The sequence below is a fragment of the Pseudoalteromonas sp. SG41-5 genome, assembly GCF_014164495.1.
Taxonomy (GTDB): domain Bacteria; phylum Pseudomonadota; class Gammaproteobacteria; order Enterobacterales; family Alteromonadaceae; genus Pseudoalteromonas; species Pseudoalteromonas rhizosphaerae.
In genome coordinates, this window is the sequence record NZ_JACJFH010000092.1 from 1 (window position 1) to 20,633 (window position 20,633).

Consider the following 20,633-nt stretch of genomic DNA (forward strand, 5'->3'; position numbering starts at 1 on the left):
AACATCATCACATTGAGATAATGCTTTTTCAACCGCTTGAACTTTAAATTCTTGTGTAAATCGACGTCTCATTTTTATCTGCCTCTATTAAAAGTTAGAGGCGACAACTATCCTGACACAGGGGGATAGCTACTCCCCTTTCAGTCTGGATGATTAATAATCCAATCGCTTCAACGTTACTGATGTTGACACGGGAGTGTTCAAAAATCTGTGTCATTTGATTAAACTGATAAAAAACAGGAATGACACATGACAAATCAATTCAACTTCGAAGATGCCGTTAAAGCGCTTCAATCAGGTAAAAAGCTAAACGGTAAAGATGGTGTACTTACATCACTTATCAAACAATTAACCGAGTCAGCGCTCCAGGCTGAGCTTGAACATCACCTCGCTAATGAGCAGGCGCCTAACCGTAAAAATGGCTTTAGCACGAAGACGATTAAGTCACCTGCTGGCAATTTTGAGCTAGAGACGCCTAGAGACCGCAGTGGTAGCTTTGAGCCCCAGCTCATCAAGAAGAACCAAACGACATTGAGTGATGAAATAGACTCAAAAATACTCTCCATGTTCAGTATGGGGATGAGCTATCGTGATATTAATAAGCACATTGAAGATATGTACGGCATGAACGTCGCCACTGGCACCATCAGTGCTGTGACCGATAAACTTATTCCAGAGCTTAAAGCATGGCAACAGCGCCCTCTCGATAGTCACTACCCGATTGTGTGGCTTGATGCTATTCATTACAAAGTCAAAGAAGATGGCCGTTATATTAGTAAAGCCGTTTATACGTTATTAGGGCTAGATATTCATGGCAAAAAAGAAATACTTGGCTTGCATTTATCCGAAAATGGAGGCGCTAATTACTGGTTGTCGGTACTTACCGACTTAAATAATCGAGGCGTTAAAGACATACTAATTGCATGCGTTGATGGGCTAACAGGCTTTCCAGAAGCCATTGCAGCTATATTTCCCGAGACAGAAGTTCAATTATGTATTGTTCATCAAATACGAAATTCAATGAAGTATGTCGCGTCAAAGAATCAAAAAGCATTTATGGCTGACTTAAAGCCTGTTTATCGCGCATCAACAAAAGAAGCAGCAGAGATAGCACTTGATGAGCTGGAGGCTAAATGGGGGGACGCTTATCCGCTAGTGATCAACTCATGGCGTAATAAATGGCATAATTTATCAGCCTATTTCAAGTACCCTGAGCCTATACGTAGGGTCATATACACAACGAATGCGGTGGAAGCAGTCCATCGTCAGTTTAGGAAATTAACGAAAACAAAAGGCGCTTTTCCAAATGAAAATAGCTTGTTGAAGTTGCTTTATGCTGGCATATTAAATGCTACCGAGAAATGGACAATGCCCATACACAATTGGAGCCTTTGTTTATCTCAGTTGGCAATTTATTTTAAAGGGCGTTTAGATAACGTGCTCGATCTTTAAATTTTAAGCTGACACAGAATCTTGAACGCCCTCTACCAATAAACGCGATGACCATTGAGGTTCGTCTGCTATTTTTTCTGCCCACGGCATTCCTACCAATACAATTGATACACCCGCTTCGTCGTTAATATACTTTAATCGGTTAGCAATCTCGCGGCGCTTTTTACCTTGGTTGTGCTCAATTAGCTCTTGGAACTCATCAATAATTATAAGCTCAGTACCACACGTTTTTAAATTTTCAATTAATGATGTCGTTAACCGAGTACCGTTTACTCGCAATTTGCGCTTTGTGCTACCTACTTGTCCTAAGTCTTTAAGAAGTTCAGCTAAGGTAGACTCTAATGTGGGGTTGCTGGGAATACGGCTTACTAATACAGGGTGGTTCATCACTCCATTAATAAATTGCGGTAAGTGACGTTCTTTATACTGTTTTATTAGTGCTGTTTTACCTGTGCCTGTATCGCCATTTAACAGCATGCAAGGCTTTTCACCTGTTAGCCCTTTACCAAGTCTTAATCTGTCAAAGTCATTAAATACCGTGCTTATTATTGGGTATTCAATAAATACATCGCGAAATTCATTAAGCTTTTCTTTTTGTTTGTCGGTCAGCATAATTAAAATCCATCTAAGTCTGAAATAAAGTCATCCCAGCTATCAGTTACTTGCTCTTTAGATGTAACCTTTTTGTGTTCTACTGGCTCGCTCTGAGCTATTGATTTCTGCGAGTCGCTACTAACATTTTGATGCTTAGCTAATGCTTTACCGCCTTTTACTTTTGAGTGTTTTGGCGCATTTTTTAACTCTTCAAACTCGTTTTGAATTTTATTATGAATAAACATACGCGCTTTTGCTAAGCCTACATTATCGATAGAGCCCGAAATAAAATCGCGATGAATACGTATATTTATTTTATGCTGATTTAAACTTAAATTTTGGGTGTAACCGTTTGGATCTATGCATGGCACTTTTATGTAATGCTCTAGCTTATCGAGGTAAACGTATATATAAGAAATATCATCGGGGTTTAATTTAATTAAAACGTCTTGAGATACTTTATGGCTAAATTGCTTTCTATAATTGGCCAGCTCAGTACTGTCGTAGCTTAAGTTTTCTAGCCTTATTCCACCTTTACGGAGCACCCGATGATTTGAAATACTGAGCACAACATCTAGCTGTTGAAGATCATCATTACTCAGTACTGTTGGTGGTAACGTATTAAAGCCTTGATCCCATAATTGGCTTGGTATGTACTTAAATCGGCTATCAGCATCTTGATGGTAAACGTCTACTACCCATTTATGAAATAGCTGCATAAAGGTCGTAAAGCGCATGATTGCATCTTTTTTGGGGTTATATTCATGTTTTTGCAAAATGTTAGAAAAGGTTTTACCTGGAATCGGATCTAATAACTCGGTGTTAATAGTGCCAAACATACGCTCTACAAAAGGTTTAAGCCAAGGCTTTTTCGTTGGATTATATTGAATGTTTACTCCAATTTCACAAACAGCAAGCTCAAGATTGTTACCCCAAAACTCTCTTCCATTATCAGTAACGAGTGTTTCAATTTTACCAGCACACTTCCACTCATTTACTGTATCAGGGTATAGCTTTGCCACTTCACTTTTAGGTTTCATGGCATTCATCATCGCTCGCCTTACTGCATCATAGCTAGGCTCACTGAAGCTAAAGTAATAGCCAACAATACAATGGCTATACACATCTACTAACATAGTGAGTGTTGGCCGACCAAGTGGGATATGTAGCTCATCATCCAATAAAATAAGATCAAGGGGTGTATGGTCAATTTCAACTTTTTCAAGTACTCGGGTAGGCCGTGTATGCCCTTCCACTTTATTAAAAGCAATATCAGCAAGGCGCTTACCATAACGAGCAACCATTACTTCGTATTGCGGTAAGTTATCTATTCTATTTTTAAATGCTTTGTATGTTAAAGGCTTTAAATCACTGCCTACAACACTGTCGTTTTCAATGATAACTAAGTCTGCGTAATACTTATAAGCCGAAGCCACTGATGGCTTTTCTTTTACTAAGTAACGCTCAAGTGCCTTTTCAAAAAACTTATCGGTGGCTTGGTATTAGCGCCATGATATTTTTATCTGCATTGGTATAAGCGCTATACCATCGTGCAGCTGTTCTCCAGCTGGGCTTTTTTTCTCCCTCAACTTCGGGCATTACTTTTAATAAAGGCTCAAGGTTTTTTGTGTCCAACCGCCTTGAATATTAGCCTCAAGCCATTGAATATATTTAAGCTTAGCAAATGTTGTTGTTTTAATTTTTTCAGGAAGGGCTTGTAAATCTTTGGCGTAATTTTGAGGTAGTTTGGTCTCTACTTTTGGTAATGGCTGGTTAAACTCATCATCAAACAAACCGTCATTAAACATTGTTAGACCAAATTGCTGTTTCTATTGATATTTCATTTGTAGTTAAGTCGGCAAATAACTGCCCTAGTGATAATAAGCGTAGCACAGTAGCAAGTAGCTCACCGGCAGTTACTTTTAAAAAGTTAACTAACTGGCCCACTTTAATAGAGCCGTATTGCTTAACAAGTTCTAACACCGATGCTTGCAGCTCTGTTAAAGACTGAAAACCAGAATAGCGATGTAAAAGCTTTAAGTTATTGAGTGTTGGGTATACACGGATTTGTTTATCAGTAACCAGTATTAAGTCGCGTCCATCTTGCTTAGCTATGGTTTGCTTTTCAATAAAACGTGCACGAAAGTCTTCGTCAGCAATTTTGCTTTGCGGTTTTACTTCGATAAATTTTTGCGTGCCGTCTGTGTGGGTAAGTAAAAAGTCAGGTGTTTAACGGCAAATACGGTTATCGAACTCATATTCGTAACCGAGTGGTTGTGCCTCAAATGCGGCTATTGATGGTGAAAATTCAAAATGAAAGCAAGCATCAAACTCTAAAGAGGATTCGACTAAACAGGTAGATTTATTTTTTTGACTAGCAAATTTATGGAGGTTTTTTACACGGGAGTGTTTTAGTTTTCTTCTGTACATGTGAGTCAACCATCTAACCATTTGGTTAAATACTAGACTATGCCACCTTATACTTCCAATTTATGTCATCTTTTAGTACAAATATGTCAACTTATACTTCAAACAACACCCAAATGAGGAATTTGGGTGGCAGTCTTACCAGCCACATCTCGGCACACACGTCACAAACTGTGGCTGCTCCCTTCCGGGCCTGACCAGGTTCGCCTGCTAGTGTTGCGAGAGGACCAATAAGACTACCATTGAGGGCCTTGGTTGGCGCGGGAGGGATTATCTCTACTTTTGCTGTGTTATTCAAGGGGAAACACAAAAAGAAAGTGCGATTGCATATTAAACATACAACCGCACTATTTTTTAAACGATTTAAGTAAGATTATTGATTATCTAACTCTTTTTTTACGTTACGTAGTACAGCTTTTATTTTTTTCATATTTTCAGGGCCCATGCGTAGCAGTTGTTTTTGTGCCGCTGGTAGGCGTTCCCATTCTGAGTAAGCATATTGATAAGTGACTGAATCACGTAACAGTGGCATATCCCCTTTTGGCTCTGGGGTATCCAATAATAGGTCTATCGCTTCTTCAAGTGTTTGATTAAATGCATCACCTTGATAGCCTATTTCTGTATACGCATCATTGATCAGTGGTTTGTACTCATCATATAAACGTACGATTTGCGCTGCGCTCATGCTAGTAAAGATTTTTACATAAGGGGTATAACGCTCATAGCTGTTTGGATCAATGGTAAGAATATCACCCTCTACCACACTAAAGCCTTCTTCTAACTTAATAACGGGAGTGTGTTTTTGCGCAATTTTACCTTTGGCAAGATTATCTATAAATACCACACCACGGCGAATAACATCGTCGTTTATAACCAAACTCATAGCGGCATCACTTAGGTATTCGTCTAACTTAGCAACAACGACAGGATCGCTTTCATCAAGAGTAGGTAGTGGCTCTACTTGCGGCTCAGGCTCTACTGGGCGTGGCGTTGGCACGGCTAAATCAGCAGGCTTTTCAGGATTAACAGATGGGGCATTAACAACCGGATCGTTCTCTGGTTTTAGCTCCATCATGGGGCGCTCTGCTACGTGTTGCTCAACTTCGGTTGCTGATTGTGACTCATCACTTGAGTTTAATAACACAAACGCTGCAGCAATAATGATAATAATTAAAATGATGCCTGCAAATAAAAGGTTATTATTCGGTGGACGTTTTTGAACATCTGACGCTGATGGTTGATCTGACATACGAACTCCATAAATATTAAAATGCGATAACAGTAAGAGTACCCTAAATGGATTTAATTCATAGCCTACACTAATAATTATTAACGTAGCTAAGGTATCCTTTGATTCTTCTAGCTTAAAGACTTACAGTTAATAAATAAAGTAAAGACGCTTAACCGCTTAATTGCAACGACGAAACTCAACTATGAAAATCAAGCAAATCGATAAAAACAAACCTAAAGTTGCTCTGTTACTGACCGGTGGTGGTGCACGTGCCGCTTACCAAGTTGGGGTTCTTAAAGCGCTCGCGCACAGTATGCCGCGTACCGCCCCGCTGCCATTTACTATTATTAATGGTACATCTGCCGGAGCGATCAATTCAGCTGCGCTAGCAAGCTATGCTTCATGCACCCATTTGGCGGTACGTAAACTGGAATCTGTTTGGAAAAACTTTTCTACGTCAATGGTATATAAAAGTGATTTTATCAGCGTGTTTGGCCATTTAATGCGTAACATGCTGACCAGTTTTCAATCTGAACATATTAATCATCCACCAGCGAGCTTGTTGAATAATCAGCCTTTACGTAATTTACTTAATGAAATTTTAGATTTAACTCGCATTGAGCGTAATTTACACCGTAATTATTTAGATGCGCTGTCAATCACCGCATCAAGCTATACCACGGGTGATTCTGTGGCGTTTTTTCAATCTAATACACAATCACCTTGGCGGCGCGCTAAACGCGAAGGCCAAGCGACCCGTATTAACGTTGAACATTTAATGGCGTCCAGTGCAATTCCTATGGTGTTTCCGAGCGTAAATGTATACAACCACTACTTTGGTGATGGCTCTATTCACCAATTGTCGCCACTGAGTCCATGTGTCCATTTAGGCGCTGAAAAAATATTTATTATTGGTGTTGATCAGCCCAAAGAAGCTCATCCGCCGGGTTATCTCCCTCACTTCCCAGGGTTATCCTCAATTGCGGGCCATTTGCTCGACAGTGTGTTTACCGACACCTTACAGTCAGATCTTGAGCGCCTTGAACGAATTAACCGAACTTTAGGTTTGTTACCTGGGCGTGATAAACACCAAGAATTAAAGCAAATACAAAGTTTTGTGATCAATCCATCAGAAAACTTTAATGCCATTGCCGCAAACTATTACAGTGATATGCCTTTAGCCATTAAAATATTACTGCGAATGATCGGGGTTAAAAAACGTTCTCAATCGAGTTTAACCAGTTACTTATTGTTTGAAAAACGCTATACCCAGCATTTGATTGAAATTGGTTATAAAGATGGTTTAGAGAAACTGCCGCAGATACGCGAATTTTTAGAGCTCGATTAACAGCGAACTATTCACTAATCCGTACCATCGAGTAAATAGCACTCTACCCGCTCTACTCGTCGAGGTTTACCTTGTAGTACAAGAATATCTCCGGCGAGTAAAATAGTGTGCAGCGATGGACTATCAATTTCACGGTCTTTGCGCCGTAATGCTCGCACTGATACTTTACGTTTTTCGAGATTTAATTCATTAATATTTTTAGCAACCGCAAAGGCGTTTTCTGGCAGTGCCATAACGTGTAAATACTCAAGCCGCTCGGCGTTATTTTCTTCACTATCAAATTGATCTCCGGCAAAAAAACCATGTAAAAATTGGTAACGGTTACGCCGCTCTTTGCTAACCCGCCTAACAATACGCGACATTGGTACGCCCGACATAGATAACACGTGCGACACTAACATTAAGCTCGCTTCCAGCGTTTCGGGCACCACCTCAGTCACGCCAAGCTCTTTGAGTGCTTCGAGATGACTATCATCGCGCATGCGTACCAGTATTTTCACGTCAGGAGCTATTTGCTTTATCGCATCGATCACGATTTGCGCATGTTCAAAATCGGTGAAAGTAATGATCACTAGTCGAGCTCGTTCGACTCCTGCTGATTTTAAAATATCTTTTTGTTTTACATGACCAAAAATAACGGGCTCTCCAGCTGCTTTGGCCTCTTGAACTAGTATTGGGTTACTTTCAACAGCAACGTACTCTATTGCTTCTGGCTTTAAAAACCGCGCAATAGTTTGCCCCACCCGAGAGAACCCACAGATAACTACATGGTTTTGATACAAAGTGCTACTGTTAGGCTGTTGCTGCCACTCACCGTTGGGATTTTTTAATACCCCAAGTTGTTTTAATAACCAAGGCGTCGATTCTATTAAATAAGGTGTTAAGCCCATCGACATGACTGCAATAGCGATTAAAAATGAGGCGTGATCTAAAGCTAATAATTGGTGTTTAGTAGCAAGCGCAATTAATACAAAACCAAACTCGCCCATTTGCCACAGCATGATGCCTGCTGCAATTGCATCTTGTTTTCGCTCGCCCATCAGTTGCGCTAAAAAAGTAATAACACCAATTTTTAATACTAGCATTAGCGCTAATGCAGCCACTATCCAATACCATACGCCAAACACGTATAAAATATCGAGCTGCATGCCGACAGTGACAAAAAATAGGCCCATTAAAATATCGCGAAATGGTCGAATATCGGCTTCTAACTGATGTCGGTACTGGCTTTCGCCGAGCATCATTCCTGCTAAAAATGCGCCCAGCGCCATCGATAAGCCAAATAAATACGTTAAGCCTGCGGCAAATAAGGCAACCACTAAAGTAGTCAAAACAAACAATTCATCGGTGCGCATTAATGCAACTTCGCTAAAGACTTTTGGCAATACCCACTTGCCTATCATCCATAACAACAAACATACAAACGCGCCTTTAGTTAAAGCGAAAATCAGCGCCCAGGCAATGCCCTCAGTACCACTACTTTGGGCTAATAAGGGTAAAGTAATCAGTAACGGCACCACCGCAATATCTTGAAATAATAACATTCCGATAGCGAGCTGCCCTCGCCGCTGTTTAAGTTCGCCGGTTTCTTTAAGTAATTTAACCACCACCGCTGTTGATGACAGCGCCATTAATGTCGCGATAGTAAAACTACTCAGCACAGACAAATCCATCAGCAATAAAATCAGCATAAATACAATACTTGTAACTATTACTTGCAACGTGCCCAAGCCAAATACAATATTGCGCATTGCCATTAAGCGGCCAACAGAAAACTCCAGCCCTAAACTAAATAATAAAAATACAATACCAAGCTCAGCTACAAAATGTATTTCATGACTTTGCGCCATCCAGCCAATGCCATGACTACCCGCTAATAAGCCAGTAGCAAGGTAGGCGAGGATCGGCGGTAAGCCAATGCGCTTAAATAACCATACCAGCACCACAGCAGCCAGTAATAAGCCAAATATTTGAGCCAATACACTTTGCAAATAAACCTCCTATTTATATTATTGCCATACCGTCAAAATTTTAGCTGCTTAAGAGTTAACTATAGCAACTATCTGTTTTTCAGCCAGTTTGGAATAGTGGCACAAAAATCGCTTAGGAAAGTAATAACAAACTCCTAGGGGGAGAAAACCATGGAAAATGTCCATATTTTGACGCAGCGCATCTCAGCACGTGGCGAGTTCCTGCCGTTTTCGGCAGAGCATTACCGTAATAATGAGCCCGCAGCTATCCATAGTTTGCTCGAGAAACTGCAAACAACGTTGAACATAGAAGAGCTACTAACGATTTATGCTGAACACGCAAAGCAGCTTATTAATTTTTCAGGCTTGCAGTTTCAGTCATCTCTTGGGGTGGCACAAATTGCTAATAGTGATAACAGCAAACCGCCATATTCATTTAATTTAGACATAAATAATGAACATTTAGGACAGCTTATCTATTTTTGCCAATATCCGCTTTCGGGCAATATTGAACAAAAGTTAGTTGGCTTACACTGCGCATTGGTTTACCCATTACGCAATGCATTAATGTATAGCCGCGTACTAAAACTAGCGACTAAAGACACCTTAACAGGGCTTAATAATCGTAGTCAGTTTGATGCTATTTTGACGCAAAAATTAGAGCGTTTTCGCCGCCATCATCGCCCATTTAGTTTAATGTTGTTAGATTTAGATAACTTTAAACAAGTTAATGATAGCTACGGTCATAAAATTGGCGATGACGTATTACAAGAGTTTGCCAACGTTTTATGCAGTAGTATTCGCGGCACAGATTCTGTATTTCGTTTTGGTGGTGATGAGTTTGCAGTATTAATTGATGATCCTGAATTTACCACAAATAAAGTGATTGCTCAGCGAGTGATGCATTTAGTGGCGCAGTCAAGTTTAATGAAACAATATGAAGTCACCACCAGCATTGGATTTACCTTGGCAAACAGCAAAGATTGTGAGAATGAGATTTTTGCCCGCGCCGATAAAGGTTTATACAAGGCCAAAGCATCAGGGCGTAACTGCGCTAAAGCGTATTAATTAAAGGTAAGCCTAGTTCCCCCCCTAGGCCTTACTTTGATATTTATACTAACTTTTTGACTTGACCAATAACTTATAGCCTAATAGTGCTAAGCAAAAACCAAAAAAGAAACCACTAATTAGGTATAACAAAGCAGCCATGCTGGTCAGTGGTACAACAATGACCATTAATAATGGAATACTCACCCCAACAATAAAAAATAGTCCGCCTTTACCTAACCAGTACGCAATTAAAATAATCGCACACACCAAACCACCTGCAACCGAATACGCTAACGTTAAAAGCGCCAGCTCAAACATTACCGTGGCAATGCCCGCTACAACGGCTGTAACTATAAGCCCTAACGGCGCTTTATTGACTAGTGATAAACCAACGTGTGGCTGTGACGTTGTCATGTTTTTATCTCCCAAAATATACCTTTTTCATCGGCGTGTTCTGCACTTATAAAATGCCCTACGACATAAACCAATTGCTCATTATAAAAAATTAGTGGCACATTAGCACGTAACCATGGCGCTACTTTGGCATCTTTAAACCAATGTTTAATGCTGTTGTGGCCCGGTTTTTTAAGCGGTTTAATACGCGCCTGTGGGCAATTAAACTGAACAGAAACGTGTTCATCAGGCAATGGCTTTCTAACTCCTATACCTGATAATTGTATGAGGGTACGACCATCTGAAAGTAACTGTTTTTGAGCAGTTAGTGATTGGCTGTCAGGAACGGTTGTTTCACGTACAAAATATAAAAAGTTTTGATGCCGGCGTACTTGCCCTTCGGTTAACTGAATAAGTAGCTGCGCATCAGCTTTTGCTGTTAAACCTTGTGTAAGTATTTGCTGAGTTTGTTGTTGTGATGGCATAAGCGTCGTAAACTGCCCAAGCCAACAACGCAAAACATTTGCTTGGCGCGCAGCGCTAAAATTTGCTAGCTGTAAACAACTTAACCCTTGCTGGATGTTTTGGCATTGGCTTAAATCTAACTGAGTGTATTCATCAAGTACATCTTGCTGCTGTTGAAGAAGCTTAACACTGCGTGCTGCGCTTTTCTCAAAGCCGCTAAATCGTTCACTTAATAGAGGTACTATTTGCTGACGAATAAAGTTGCGATCAAAGCGCTCATCTGTATTTGAATCATCGGTAATATGCTCAAGCTTAAACTCGGTAGCAAATTGTTCAATACTGTGTCGTGTGCTGTTCAGCAGTGGCCGTAAACATTCTCGCCCAGAACTCAAGGTGCGAGTTTGCCGCATAGATGCTAAGCCTTGTAATCCTGAGCCGCGTTTTAGCCTCAGTAAAAACGTTTCTAGTTGATCATTTAAGTGCTGCCCTAGCAAAATAATACTGCCGCTTGGGCTATGCTGATCAAGTGCCTGATACCGAGCATCGCGGGCGAGCTCTTCTAGACTCGTGCGTGATTTATTGGTGATTTTTACCTGAGCCGAGTAAAAAGGAACTTTTACTATTGCACATAGTTTTTCGCAAAAATGCTGCCAATCGTCGCCATACTGACTTAAACCATGATTAACATAAACTGCGCTTAATTGCAGTTGCGGTATTTCAGCTTTTAGCGCATTCATTATATGCAGTAATACCACCGAATCCACACCACCAGAGAGCGCTACCGTAAATGCGGTTTTGTGCTCATCAGTATAAGGCGTAATGGCATTTTTTACTTGTTGGTATAACGATGTTGTTTGCATGAGTAACCATCAACTTAAATTTAGTAGTGCTCCTAGCTCCAAAGCATTCTAAAACAAAAAAGCCGCAATAGCGGCTTTTTTTCATCAATTTGGTTGTTTTGTTTATCTTAACAATAGCCAAACGACATTAAACGTTTATAGCGTTGATCAAGCATCTCATCCAGTGACAGAGCTTGTAAATCAGCTAAATCGCGCTTAAGTTGATTTTTCAGGTTACGCGCCATACCTTCGTAGTTACGGTGCGCGCCACCTAATGGCTCTTCAACTAAGCTGTTGATCAAATCAAGCTCTTTAACACGCTCAGCGGTTACACCCATCGCTTCTGCAGCAAGAGGTGCTTTATCAGCGCTCTTCCACAAAATTGATGCACAACCTTCTGGTGAAATCACCGAGTAAGTACTGTACTGCAACATGTTAACGCGATCACCTACACCAATGGCTAGAGCACCACCTGAGCCGCCTTCACCAATAACCGTACAAATTGTTGGCACTTTTAATGCTGCCATCACTTTAAGGTTACGTGCGATTGCTTCAGATTGGCCTCGCTCTTCAGCGCCAACACCTGGGTATGCACCTGGGGTGTCGATAAAGGTCATAATTGGCATTTTAAAACGCTCTGCCATTTCCATTAAGCGTAATGCTTTACGGTAACCTTCAGGCTTTGGCATACCAAAGTTGCGTTTAATTTTTTCAGCTGTGTCACGGCCTTTTTGTTGGCCAATAACCATCACTGGTTGACCTTCAAAGCGTGCAACACCGCCTAAAATTGCCGGATCATTCGCAAAAGTACGATCGCCAGCAAACTCGTCAAATTCCGTGAAAATACGCTCGATATAATCTCGAGTATAAGGACGCAACGGATGACGGGCTAACTGAGAAACCTGCCAAGCACCTAATTTAGAGAATATTTCCTCTTTCATTTTAGCGCTTTTCTCTTTTAATCGACTGACTTCCTCTTCTAACTCAAGGTCTAAATCGCCAGCGCGGCTTATATTTTGTAACTCTTCAATTTTTGCTTCTAACTCTGCGATTGGAAGCTCAAAATCAAGATAATTGAGGCTCATGCTCTAAACTACCTAATTAGTTAAATTCTAGTTCTACATCTTGCGCCGCCATTAACGATAACTTATGAATTAAGTCATCACTAGGCGTAACACACCATTCTGGCCCGAGGGTTAACTGTGCCAACGCATCTGGACGCTGATAGTAAACCTTAATCGGACAAGTACCAAACTTATAAGGTTCGAGTACTTTTTGTAATTTATCGAAGAAGTTGGCTTCGATTTGCACCATATTTAGCGTCATTTTAATCGCTTTAATACGTTTTTCGCGCGCTTGCGCGATGGTGCATATGTCTCTGGCGGTCATTGTAATACCACCGGAGAAGTTATCAAAGCTGACCTGTCCAGATATTACCAAGATATTGTTGATTTGCAGCATATCTTGGTACATTTCAAACTGTTCTGGGAATAAGCGTACATCAATACGGGCACTCTTGTCATCTAAAGTTACAAGCCCCCAACGATTTCCCTTTTTATTTACTAGTGTACGTGCAGCTATAACAAGGCCTGCAGCGGTTGATTGCACATCACGATTAGTTGGCTGTAAATCCACTAATTTACCACTGGTGTAATATTTCAGCTCTTTACGATACTGATTTATTGGGTGCCCGGTTAAATATAAGCCTAAGGTTTCTTTTTCCCCATCAAGCCATTGGTTATCAGTCAGTGGCGTGGCTTTTATAAATGCTTGCTCGACTTCATCCGGCTCTGTCGCTAATAAACCAAATAAATCAGTTTGCCCTAACGACTCTGCTTTATGATGCTGATCAGCCGCTTTCATCGCGTCTTTTAAGCTTGCCAATAAAGTAGCACGCGCTGGTTGCGTTTTCTCGGGACCGAGTTGATCAAGCGCACCGGCGTAAATAAGTTTTTCGGTTACGCGTTTATTGATACGTTTTAAATCTACCCGCGCACAAAAATCGAATAGGTCTTTAAATGGCCCACCGTTACTTCGCGCTTCTAAAATTGCATCTACAGGCGCTTCACCCACGCCTTTGATAGCACCAATACCATAAACAATTTCACCCTTGAGGTTTACTGTAAACTTATAGGCACCAGCATTTACATCAGGCGGTAATAAAGTGAGCTTCATGTTCTCACATTCATCAACCAAGGTGACGATTTTTTCAGTGTTATCCATATCAGCCGACATCACCGCCGCCATAAATTCAGCAGGATAATGGGTTTTCATCCACAGCGTTTGGTACGATACTAACGCATAGGCTGCGGAGTGTGATTTATTGAAACCGTAGCCTGCGAACTTCTCTACCAAGTCGAAGATCTTAATCGCCAGTTCGCCGTCAATGCCGTTATTTCGCGCACCATCTTCAAATGTTGAACGCTGTTTTGCCATCTCTTCTGGCTTTTTCTTACCCATTGCACGACGTAACATATCGGCGCCACCTAGGGTGTAACCTGCCAGTACCTGAGCAATTTGCATTACTTGTTCTTGATACAAGATAATGCCGTAAGTCGGCTCCAAAATAGGCTTTAAGCTTTCGTGTTGATATTGTGCATCTGGATAAGAAATTTCTTCGCGACCAAGTTTTCGGTCGATGAAGTTATCTACCATGCCTGACTGTAATGGCCCGGGACGAAACAAGGCTACCAAGGCGATCATATCTTCAAAGCAATCGGGCTTTAAGCGCCTTACTAAGTCTTTCATACCCCGGGATTCAAGTTGGAATACCGCGGTAGTTTCTGCTCTTAATAGCAGCTCTATACTCTTTTTATCATTCAGTGGAATGGTGTTGATATCTATTGACTCTTTGCCCTCTCGGGTTAAGCGCTCATTAGTCATATCAACTGCCCATTGCAAAATGGTCAGGGTTCGTAGACCTAAGAAGTCAAACTTTACTAATCCGGCGGTCTCTACGTCATTTTTGTCAAACTGAGTAACCGGAAACTTACCTTCATCGTCACAATACAGGGCGGCAAAATCAGTAATTGTAGTCGGTGAAATAACCACACCACCGGCATGTTTACCAGCGTTACGTGTACAGCCTTCAAGGATGCGACACATATCGATTAAGTCTTTTACTTCTGTATCGCCATCGTAAGCTTCTTGCAGGCGTGGCTCAACATCAAACGCTTTTGCCAACGTCATGCCGGGATCGCCTGGGATCAGTTTTGATATACGGTCAACAAATCCGTACGGGTGGCCAAGTACTCGGCCAACATCACGTATTACCGCTTTTGCTGCCATAGTACCAAAAGTAATGATCTGTGATACCGCATCTCGTCCATACAGAGCCGATACGTGATCGATTACTTCATCGCGTCTATCCATACAGAAATCGACGTCGAAATCCGGCATTGATACACGTTCAGGGTTCAAGAAGCGCTCGAAAAGTAAATCAAATTCAAGTGGATCAAGATCGGTAATTTTCAGCGCGTACGCCACTAACGAACCCGCACCTGAACCACGCCCTGGCCCAACTGGAATATTGTTATCTTTACTCCACTGGATGAACTCCATTACGATCAAGAAGTAACCAGGGAAACCCATTTGGTTAATTACATCGAGCTCGATTTGTAAACGCTCGTCGTATTCAACACGTTTTTCTGCTCGGTCCGCTGCATCAGGGAATAAAAACTGTAGGCGCTCTTCAAGACCGTCTCGGGATACTTTCACCAAGAAGTCTTCAATTTTTAATGAGCCGGTTGGGTAATCTGGTAAGAAATACGTACCAAGCTGCACCGTCACATTACAGCGTTTGGCGATTTCCACACTGTTTTGCAGCGCTTCAGGGATATCACTAAACAGCTCAGCCATTTGTGCTGGGGTTTTTAAGTACTGCTCTTCAGAGAAGCGCTTTGGTCGGCGTTTATCATCAAGCGTATAGCCGTCAAATATTGCTACGCGTATTTCGTGGGCCTCGAAGTTTTCAGGCTTCAAAAATACCACTTCGTTGGTAGCCACTACTGGCAACTGCTCAACGGTTGCAAGCTCAACCGCTAAGTGTAAATAATCTTCTTCTTGTGTACGCTTAGTACGTATCAACTCAATATAGTAGTTATCACTAAAATGCTGTTTATAAAAACTAACCACCGACTCAACTGTGGCTGGGTTGCCTTTTAATAGCGCTTTACCTAAATCGCCATCTTTGGCACCAGAGAGTAAAATAAGCCCTTCTTTGTGCTCAACTAACCAATCTCGTTCAATAACAGGGCGATGAAATAAATGCCCACGTTGATACGCTTTAGAGATTAAAAGGGTAAGATTTTTATAACCGACATTATCTTTAGCTAAAATAACTAACCGACAAGGCCCTTCTGGAAACTCTGGGCTGTGTAACCAAAAATCAGCACCAACAATTGGTTTAATACCCGCATTATGAGCGGTGTCATAAAAGCGCACTAAACCACATAAGTTCATTTGGTCGGTAATGGCCAATGCCGGTAATTGTAATTCCTGCGCTTTGGCGACAATCGGTTTAGTTTTCGCTAAACCATCGACCATTGAAAAGTCTGAATGAACCCGTAAATGCACAAAATCTGGAGCTGCCATTACTTCTCCTGCATCGCCAGTACACGTTGTACTGGTTTAAAGCTTTTACGATGTTCACTAATGGCGCCGTACTGCTCAAGAGCAGCAAAATGTGCCTTGGTTGGGTAGCCTTTATGACCTGCAAAACCATATTCTGGATAGCGTTTATCAAGCTCAATCATTTCATCATCACGGGCAACTTTAGCAATAATGGATGCTGCTGAGATCTCTGCCACTAGACTGTCGCCTTTTATTACGGCTTGTGCCGGCATACTGAGCGCAGGTAGGCGATTGCCATCGACAAATACAAACTCAGGGGTGGTACTTAAGCCTTCAACCGCACGAGTCATTGCCAGCATAGTGGCATGGAGAATATTTAACTCGTCGATTTCTGTGGGGCTACATCGGCCAATGGACCAACACAGCGCTTTTTCTTTGATCTCAATTGCCAGTGCTTGGCGTTTTTTATCGGTTAACTTTTTTGAATCCGCAAGACCAGCTATCGGTTTAGCTGGATCGAGGATCACCGCAGCGGTCACTACATCGCCAACTAATGGCCCACGGCCGACTTCGTCAACGCCAGCGATAAAGCTGAGGTTAGGTCGTTCAATTTGCATCTATAATCTCCGCAACAGCAGTGGCTGCTTGCTCACTAGCATTTAAGCGTATTTGCTGGTGAATGGCTAAAAAACGCGCTTTCAACTCGCGATTATCACTATTTAGCATTGGTTCAAGGGCGTTCGTTAGGTTTTCAACGCTGCAATCATGCTGCATAAATTCAGGCACTAGCTCTTCGTCAGCTAATAAGTTTGGTAACGAAAAGTATTTAATATTAAAAGTGAATAAACTTTTAAAAATCCAATAACTTAGGGCTTTTATTTTATAGCCAACCACCATAGGTTTTTTATAAAGCATCCCTTCCAGGGTCGCGGTACCTGATGCAATTAAAATCACATCTGCCGCTTGCATAGCAAGGTTCGATTGTCCATCCAACAACTGAATATTTAGTTGTGGCGCTGTAGCTGCCAAAATAGCACTAAATTGTGCTTTGCGTTGCTCATTTACTAATGGCACCACTATTTTTAAATCAGGATTTTTAGCTTGTAGCCCGGCCGCTGTTTTAAGGTAAGTTTCACTAAGCAACCCTACTTCTGAGCCTCGACTACCTGGCAATAATGCCAGTACTTTATCATCAAGGCTTAAACCTAATTGTTGACGCGCTGCGCTGTCGTCATGCTCAAGGGCAATATCATCAGCCAGTGTATGGCCAACAAAAGTACATGGCACATTATGTTTATCGTAAAATGCTTTTTCAAACGGTAATAAAGCCAGCACCATATTGGTTGCAGCGCTGATTTTGTGAATACGTTTTTCTCGCCATGCCCACACTGATGGACTTACATATTGAATCGTTTTAATACCAGCATCTTTTAACGGCTTTTCAACCCGTAAATTAAAGTCAGGTGCATCAATACCTATATAAACGTCTGGCGGGTTATCAATAAAGTGTTGGACTAGTTGCTTGCGAATTTTTAATAACCGCGGTAATCGGCCTAGCACTTCCACTAAGCCCATTACAGCTAACTCTTCCATATCAAATAAGCTACTACAGCCTTGCGCCTGCATTTTCGGCCCTGCAATACCTTCAAAAATGGCATCAGGGTAGCGCTGTTTCAATGCTTTAATTAGGCCTTCACCTAAAATATCACCAGAGAGCTCTCCAACTACAATCGCTATACGTAGTGGCTGTTTATCTTTATTCATGGCTGTTTTTTATTCACAAGTCAACAAGACGGTCATAGGCAGTAGTCTAGCTTGTTTTGCTGCGCGATTAAATGACACACCCTGAATAAATTAGAGAAACCTTCAGCAACGTACCTTTACTGATACAACCAGAACTATTTGCCTGTTTTTCAAACATATATTGGTAAATAGTTAAGCTCTGTGTTTCACTAACTAAAGCTGATTAAAAAGCGTCGCATTAATCATAATGGGGTAATATTTATCCATGTTGTGATTGACAATAATTAACCAAAAGAGAATAATGCATAAAGTTTCAATAATTACTGAAACTTAATTAACTAACTTTTGCTTACTTTATTTGTTTTGTGACTCGCCCGCACATACAAGGAGCTATAAAAAATGATAGATGAAACCTTTGTGGATCTATCGCGATTACAGTTTGCTGTCACCGCCCTGTTTCACTTTTTATTTGTACCACTGACTCTAGGTATGACCTGGATTTTAGTGATCATGGAGTCGGTTTATGTAATGACCGGCCGAGAAATCTACCGTGATATGACCAAGTTTTGGGGTAAACTATTTGGCATTAACTTCGCCATTGGTGTAGCCACAGGCCTTACCATGGAGTTTGAATTTGGTACTAACTGGTCTTATTACTCTCATTATGTGGGCGATGTATTTGGCGCTCCCCTTGCGATAGAAGGGTTAATGGCATTCTTTTTAGAATCGACCTTTGTGGGTATGTTCTTTTTAGGCTGGGAGCGGCTCAGTAAACGCCAGCATTTAGGTGCAACCTTTTTAATGGCTATTGGTACTAATATGTCTGCGCTGTGGATATTAGTCGCTAATGGTTGGATGCAAAACCCTGTCGGTGCTGAATTTAACTATCAAACTATGCGCATGGAAATGACGAGTTTTGCCGAGCTTGTGTTTAACCCTGTCGCACAAGTTAAGTTTATTCATACTGTGTCTGCGGGCTATGTTGCCGCATCCATGTTCGTATTGGGGATCAGTAGTTGGTATATCCTTAAGGGCCGTGATCTCGCTTTTGCAAAACGCTCTTTTTCAGTCGCTAGCGGCTTTGGTTTAGCCTCAGTATTGTGTGTTATTTTACTTGGCGATGAATCAGGCTATGAAGTCGGTGAAGTACAAAAAGTAAAACTGGCAACCATTGAAGCTGAATGGCACACCGAGGAAGCACCCGCTGCGTTTACGTTAGTTGGGATCCCTGATTCCGATAAACAAGTGACCCATGCTGCCGTTAAAATCCCGTATGCACTAGGCTTAATAGCGACCCGCTCGCTAGATGAGCAAGTCATCGGCATTAATGATTTAGAAAAACAACACGAAGTGCGTATTCGTAACGGTATGATCGCTTATAAATACCTTGAAAAACTGCGCAGTGGTGATGACTCAGCTGAGAATATTGCTAAGTTTGACACCCTCAAAGCTGATTTAGGCTACGGCTTATTGTTAAAGCGTTATACACCAAATGTAGTGGATGCAACTGAAGCACAAATTCAGCAAGCCGTTAAAGATTCGTTCCCTCAAGTAGGCCCGATGTTTTGGTCATTTAGGATCATGGTTGGCTGTGGTGTGATTATGCTGGGCGTATTTGTATTGTCTTTTTATTACAATGCACATCGTGTGATTGAACAGAAACGTTGGTTATTGTGGGCTGCGGTGTGGAGTATTCCTCTACCTTGGATAGCAATCGAGTTTGGCTGGATAGTTGCAGAGTATGGCCGTCAGCCGTGGGCAATCTCTGAAATACTGCCGACCTTTTTAGCGACCTCGTCACTGACTGTCAATGATATTTTAATAAGCTTAACCGGCTTTATCGTATTCTACACCGGCCTTGCTATTGTCGAAGGCTGGCTGATGCTGCGATTTGTTAAAATAGGACCAAGTTCATTGCACACTGGTAAATATCACTTTGAACATTTAGATGACCATACTAATGGCGACCAAATAACTGACGAGCAAGGAGCAAAATCATGATTTTCGATTATGAAACGTTAAAGTTACTTTGGTGGGTTATCATCGGCGTATTGTTAATTGGTTTTGCAATCACCGATGGTATGGACATGGGCGTGGCTATGCTTATCAAGTTAGTTGGTAAAACCGACAGTGAACGCCGTGTGGTGATCAATACGGTAGGTCCACACTGGGATGGTAACCAAGTATGGTTTATCACCGCAGGTGGTGCCTTATTTGCAGCGTGGCCGATGGTTTATGCGGCTGCATTTTCGGGCTTTTACTTTGCTATGATGTTGGTATTGTTTGCCTTATTTTTTAGACCTTTGGGTTTTGACTATCGCAGCAAAATTGACTCTCCACGCTGGCGTAACAATTGGGATTGGGGCTTATTTGCTGGCAGTGCCATTCCTGCTCTGGTATTTGGCGTGGCCTTTGGCAATCTGTTTTTAGGTGTGCCATTTAGTATTGATGAATACCTTAGAACCAGCTACCAAGGATCTTTCTTTGCATTATTAAATCCATTTGCCTTATTAGCCGGCTTGATCAGCGTAACTATGTTACTTGCCCAT

At 41.5% G+C, this 20,633-nt stretch carries 16 protein-coding genes, 1 other RNA gene and 1 pseudogene; 5 read left to right on the forward strand and 13 right to left on the reverse strand.

Features of this window, described 5'->3' with window-relative positions; all coding sequences use genetic code 11:
• Positions 1-249 precede the first annotated feature (249 nt).
• The gene (locus tag H5232_RS18665; RefSeq protein WP_182831313.1) at positions 250-1,452 is read left to right on the forward strand and encodes an IS256 family transposase; all 1,203 of its coding nucleotides are present in this window, start codon (positions 250-252) and stop codon (positions 1,450-1,452) included.
• Positions 1,453-1,455: 3 nt separating this feature from the next.
• Here the strand turns inward: H5232_RS18665 and H5232_RS18670 are convergent, their stop codons facing one another.
• The 6 genes and pseudogenes from H5232_RS18670 to H5232_RS18690 form a co-directional block, all read right to left on the reverse strand.
• Positions 1,456-2,064, reverse strand: coding sequence for a TniB family NTP-binding protein (locus H5232_RS18670; protein WP_259400154.1), 609 nt, complete (start codon positions 2,062-2,064; stop codon positions 1,456-1,458).
• 2 nt (positions 2,065-2,066) lie between these two features.
• Positions 2,067-3,482, reverse strand: a complete 1,416-nt coding sequence (locus H5232_RS24655) for a Mu transposase C-terminal domain-containing protein (protein ID WP_310736887.1) — start codon at positions 3,480-3,482, stop codon at positions 2,067-2,069.
• A gap of 168 nt (positions 3,483-3,650) precedes the next feature.
• Entirely contained in the window at positions 3,651-3,854 is a 204-nt protein-coding gene (locus tag H5232_RS24345) for a hypothetical protein (protein ID WP_259400155.1), read from the reverse strand.
• Positions 3,847-4,476 (reverse strand): annotated as a pseudogene (locus H5232_RS24660) (Tn7 transposase TnsA N-terminal domain-containing protein). Before H5232_RS24660 ends, H5232_RS24345 begins: the two are co-directional and overlap by 8 nt.
• A 133-nt stretch (positions 4,477-4,609) precedes the next feature.
• Positions 4,610-4,706, reverse strand: an RNA gene (gene ffs, locus H5232_RS18685) — signal recognition particle sRNA small type.
• Between the two features lie 140 nt (positions 4,707-4,846).
• Complete coding sequence (locus tag H5232_RS18690; RefSeq protein WP_182761945.1) at positions 4,847-5,722, reverse strand: DUF3014 domain-containing protein; 876 nt, start codon at positions 5,720-5,722, stop codon at positions 4,847-4,849.
• A gap of 184 nt (positions 5,723-5,906) precedes the next feature.
• Here H5232_RS18690 and H5232_RS18695 point away from each other — a divergent pair, with 184 nt between their 5' ends.
• The gene (locus tag H5232_RS18695) at positions 5,907-7,052 is read left to right on the forward strand and encodes a patatin-like phospholipase family protein (protein ID WP_182718673.1); all 1,146 of its coding nucleotides are present in this window, start codon (positions 5,907-5,909) and stop codon (positions 7,050-7,052) included.
• A gap of 14 nt (positions 7,053-7,066) precedes the next feature.
• Here H5232_RS18695 and H5232_RS18700 read toward each other — a convergent pair whose 3' ends face one another.
• The gene (locus H5232_RS18700) at positions 7,067-9,043 is read right to left on the reverse strand and encodes a cation:proton antiporter (protein ID WP_182831314.1); all 1,977 of its coding nucleotides are present in this window, start codon (positions 9,041-9,043) and stop codon (positions 7,067-7,069) included.
• Positions 9,044-9,193: 150 nt separating this feature from the next.
• Here H5232_RS18700 and H5232_RS18705 point away from each other — a divergent pair, with 150 nt between their 5' ends.
• Positions 9,194-10,090 carry a diguanylate cyclase gene (locus H5232_RS18705; RefSeq protein ID WP_182767944.1) on the forward strand — a complete coding sequence of 299 codons (897 nt, stop codon included), beginning with the start codon at positions 9,194-9,196 and terminating at the stop codon, positions 10,088-10,090.
• Between the two features lie 48 nt (positions 10,091-10,138).
• On the opposite strand, the gene H5232_RS18710 is transcribed toward H5232_RS18705, so the two are convergent.
• From H5232_RS18710 to lpxB, 6 genes are all read right to left on the reverse strand, one after another.
• The gene (locus tag H5232_RS18710; protein ID WP_182761951.1) at positions 10,139-10,486 is read right to left on the reverse strand and encodes a hypothetical protein; all 348 of its coding nucleotides are present in this window, start codon (positions 10,484-10,486) and stop codon (positions 10,139-10,141) included.
• Positions 10,483-11,790, reverse strand: a complete 1,308-nt coding sequence (gene tilS, locus H5232_RS18715; RefSeq protein ID WP_182761953.1) for a tRNA lysidine(34) synthetase TilS — start codon at positions 11,788-11,790, stop codon at positions 10,483-10,485. The genes H5232_RS18710 and tilS overlap by 4 nt, the downstream gene beginning before the upstream one ends.
• A 107-nt stretch (positions 11,791-11,897) precedes the next feature.
• Positions 11,898-12,854: an acetyl-CoA carboxylase carboxyl transferase subunit alpha gene (accA, locus tag H5232_RS18720; RefSeq protein WP_145240508.1), complete on the reverse strand. Its 957-nt coding sequence runs from the start codon at positions 12,852-12,854 to the stop codon at positions 11,898-11,900.
• 16 nt (positions 12,855-12,870) lie between these two features.
• A complete protein-coding gene (gene dnaE / locus H5232_RS18725; protein ID WP_182831315.1) occupies positions 12,871-16,362 on the reverse strand; it encodes a DNA polymerase III subunit alpha in 3,492 nt (1,163 codons plus the stop codon).
• On the reverse strand, positions 16,362-16,958 hold the full coding sequence (rnhB, locus tag H5232_RS18730) for a ribonuclease HII (RefSeq protein WP_145240504.1): 597 nt from the start codon (positions 16,956-16,958) through the stop codon (positions 16,362-16,364). The genes dnaE and rnhB overlap by 1 nt, the downstream gene beginning before the upstream one ends.
• Positions 16,948-18,105 (reverse strand): lipid-A-disaccharide synthase, encoded by a 1,158-nt coding sequence (gene lpxB, locus H5232_RS18735; RefSeq protein ID WP_145240502.1) that lies wholly within the window; start codon positions 18,103-18,105, stop codon positions 16,948-16,950. Before lpxB ends, rnhB begins: the two co-directional genes overlap by 11 nt.
• Positions 18,106-18,483: 378 nt before the next feature.
• Here lpxB and H5232_RS18740 point away from each other — a divergent pair, with 378 nt between their 5' ends.
• Both H5232_RS18740 and cydB read left to right on the forward strand, forming a co-directional pair.
• Positions 18,484-20,085, forward strand: a complete 1,602-nt coding sequence (locus tag H5232_RS18740; RefSeq protein ID WP_182718679.1) for a cytochrome ubiquinol oxidase subunit I — start codon at positions 18,484-18,486, stop codon at positions 20,083-20,085.
• A partial coding sequence (gene cydB, locus H5232_RS18745) for a cytochrome d ubiquinol oxidase subunit II (RefSeq protein ID WP_182831316.1) occupies positions 20,082-20,633 on the forward strand: 552 nt, incomplete at its 3' end. The genes H5232_RS18740 and cydB, both read left to right, overlap by 4 nt.

Bases quoted from the DNA above. Each gene is read 5' to 3' on its own strand.
- H5232_RS18665 (WP_182831313.1), top strand. From the start codon at position 250: ATGACAAATCAATTCAACTTCGAAGATGCCGTTAAAGCGCTTCAATCA.
- H5232_RS18670 (WP_259400154.1), bottom strand. From the start codon at position 2,064: ATGCTGACCGACAAACAAAAAGAAAAGCTTAATGAATTTCGCGATGTA.
- H5232_RS24345 (WP_259400155.1), bottom strand. From the start codon at position 3,854: ATGTTTAATGACGGTTTGTTTGATGATGAGTTTAACCAGCCATTACCA.
- H5232_RS18690 (WP_182761945.1), bottom strand. From the start codon at position 5,722: ATGTCAGATCAACCATCAGCGTCAGATGTTCAAAAACGTCCACCGAAT.
- H5232_RS18695 (WP_182718673.1), top strand. From the start codon at position 5,907: ATGAAAATCAAGCAAATCGATAAAAACAAACCTAAAGTTGCTCTGTTA.
- H5232_RS18705 (WP_182767944.1), top strand. From the start codon at position 9,194: ATGGAAAATGTCCATATTTTGACGCAGCGCATCTCAGCACGTGGCGAG.
- H5232_RS18710 (WP_182761951.1), bottom strand. From the start codon at position 10,486: ATGACAACGTCACAGCCACACGTTGGTTTATCACTAGTCAATAAAGCG.
- tilS (WP_182761953.1), bottom strand. From the start codon at position 11,790: ATGCAAACAACATCGTTATACCAACAAGTAAAAAATGCCATTACGCCT.
- accA (WP_145240508.1), bottom strand. From the start codon at position 12,854: ATGAGCCTCAATTATCTTGATTTTGAGCTTCCAATCGCAGAGTTAGAA.
- dnaE (WP_182831315.1), bottom strand. From the start codon at position 16,362: ATGGCAGCTCCAGATTTTGTGCATTTACGGGTTCATTCAGACTTTTCA.
- rnhB (WP_145240504.1), bottom strand. From the start codon at position 16,958: ATGCAAATTGAACGACCTAACCTCAGCTTTATCGCTGGCGTTGACGAA.
- lpxB (WP_145240502.1), bottom strand. From the start codon at position 18,105: ATGAATAAAGATAAACAGCCACTACGTATAGCGATTGTAGTTGGAGAG.
- H5232_RS18740 (WP_182718679.1), top strand. From the start codon at position 18,484: ATGATAGATGAAACCTTTGTGGATCTATCGCGATTACAGTTTGCTGTC.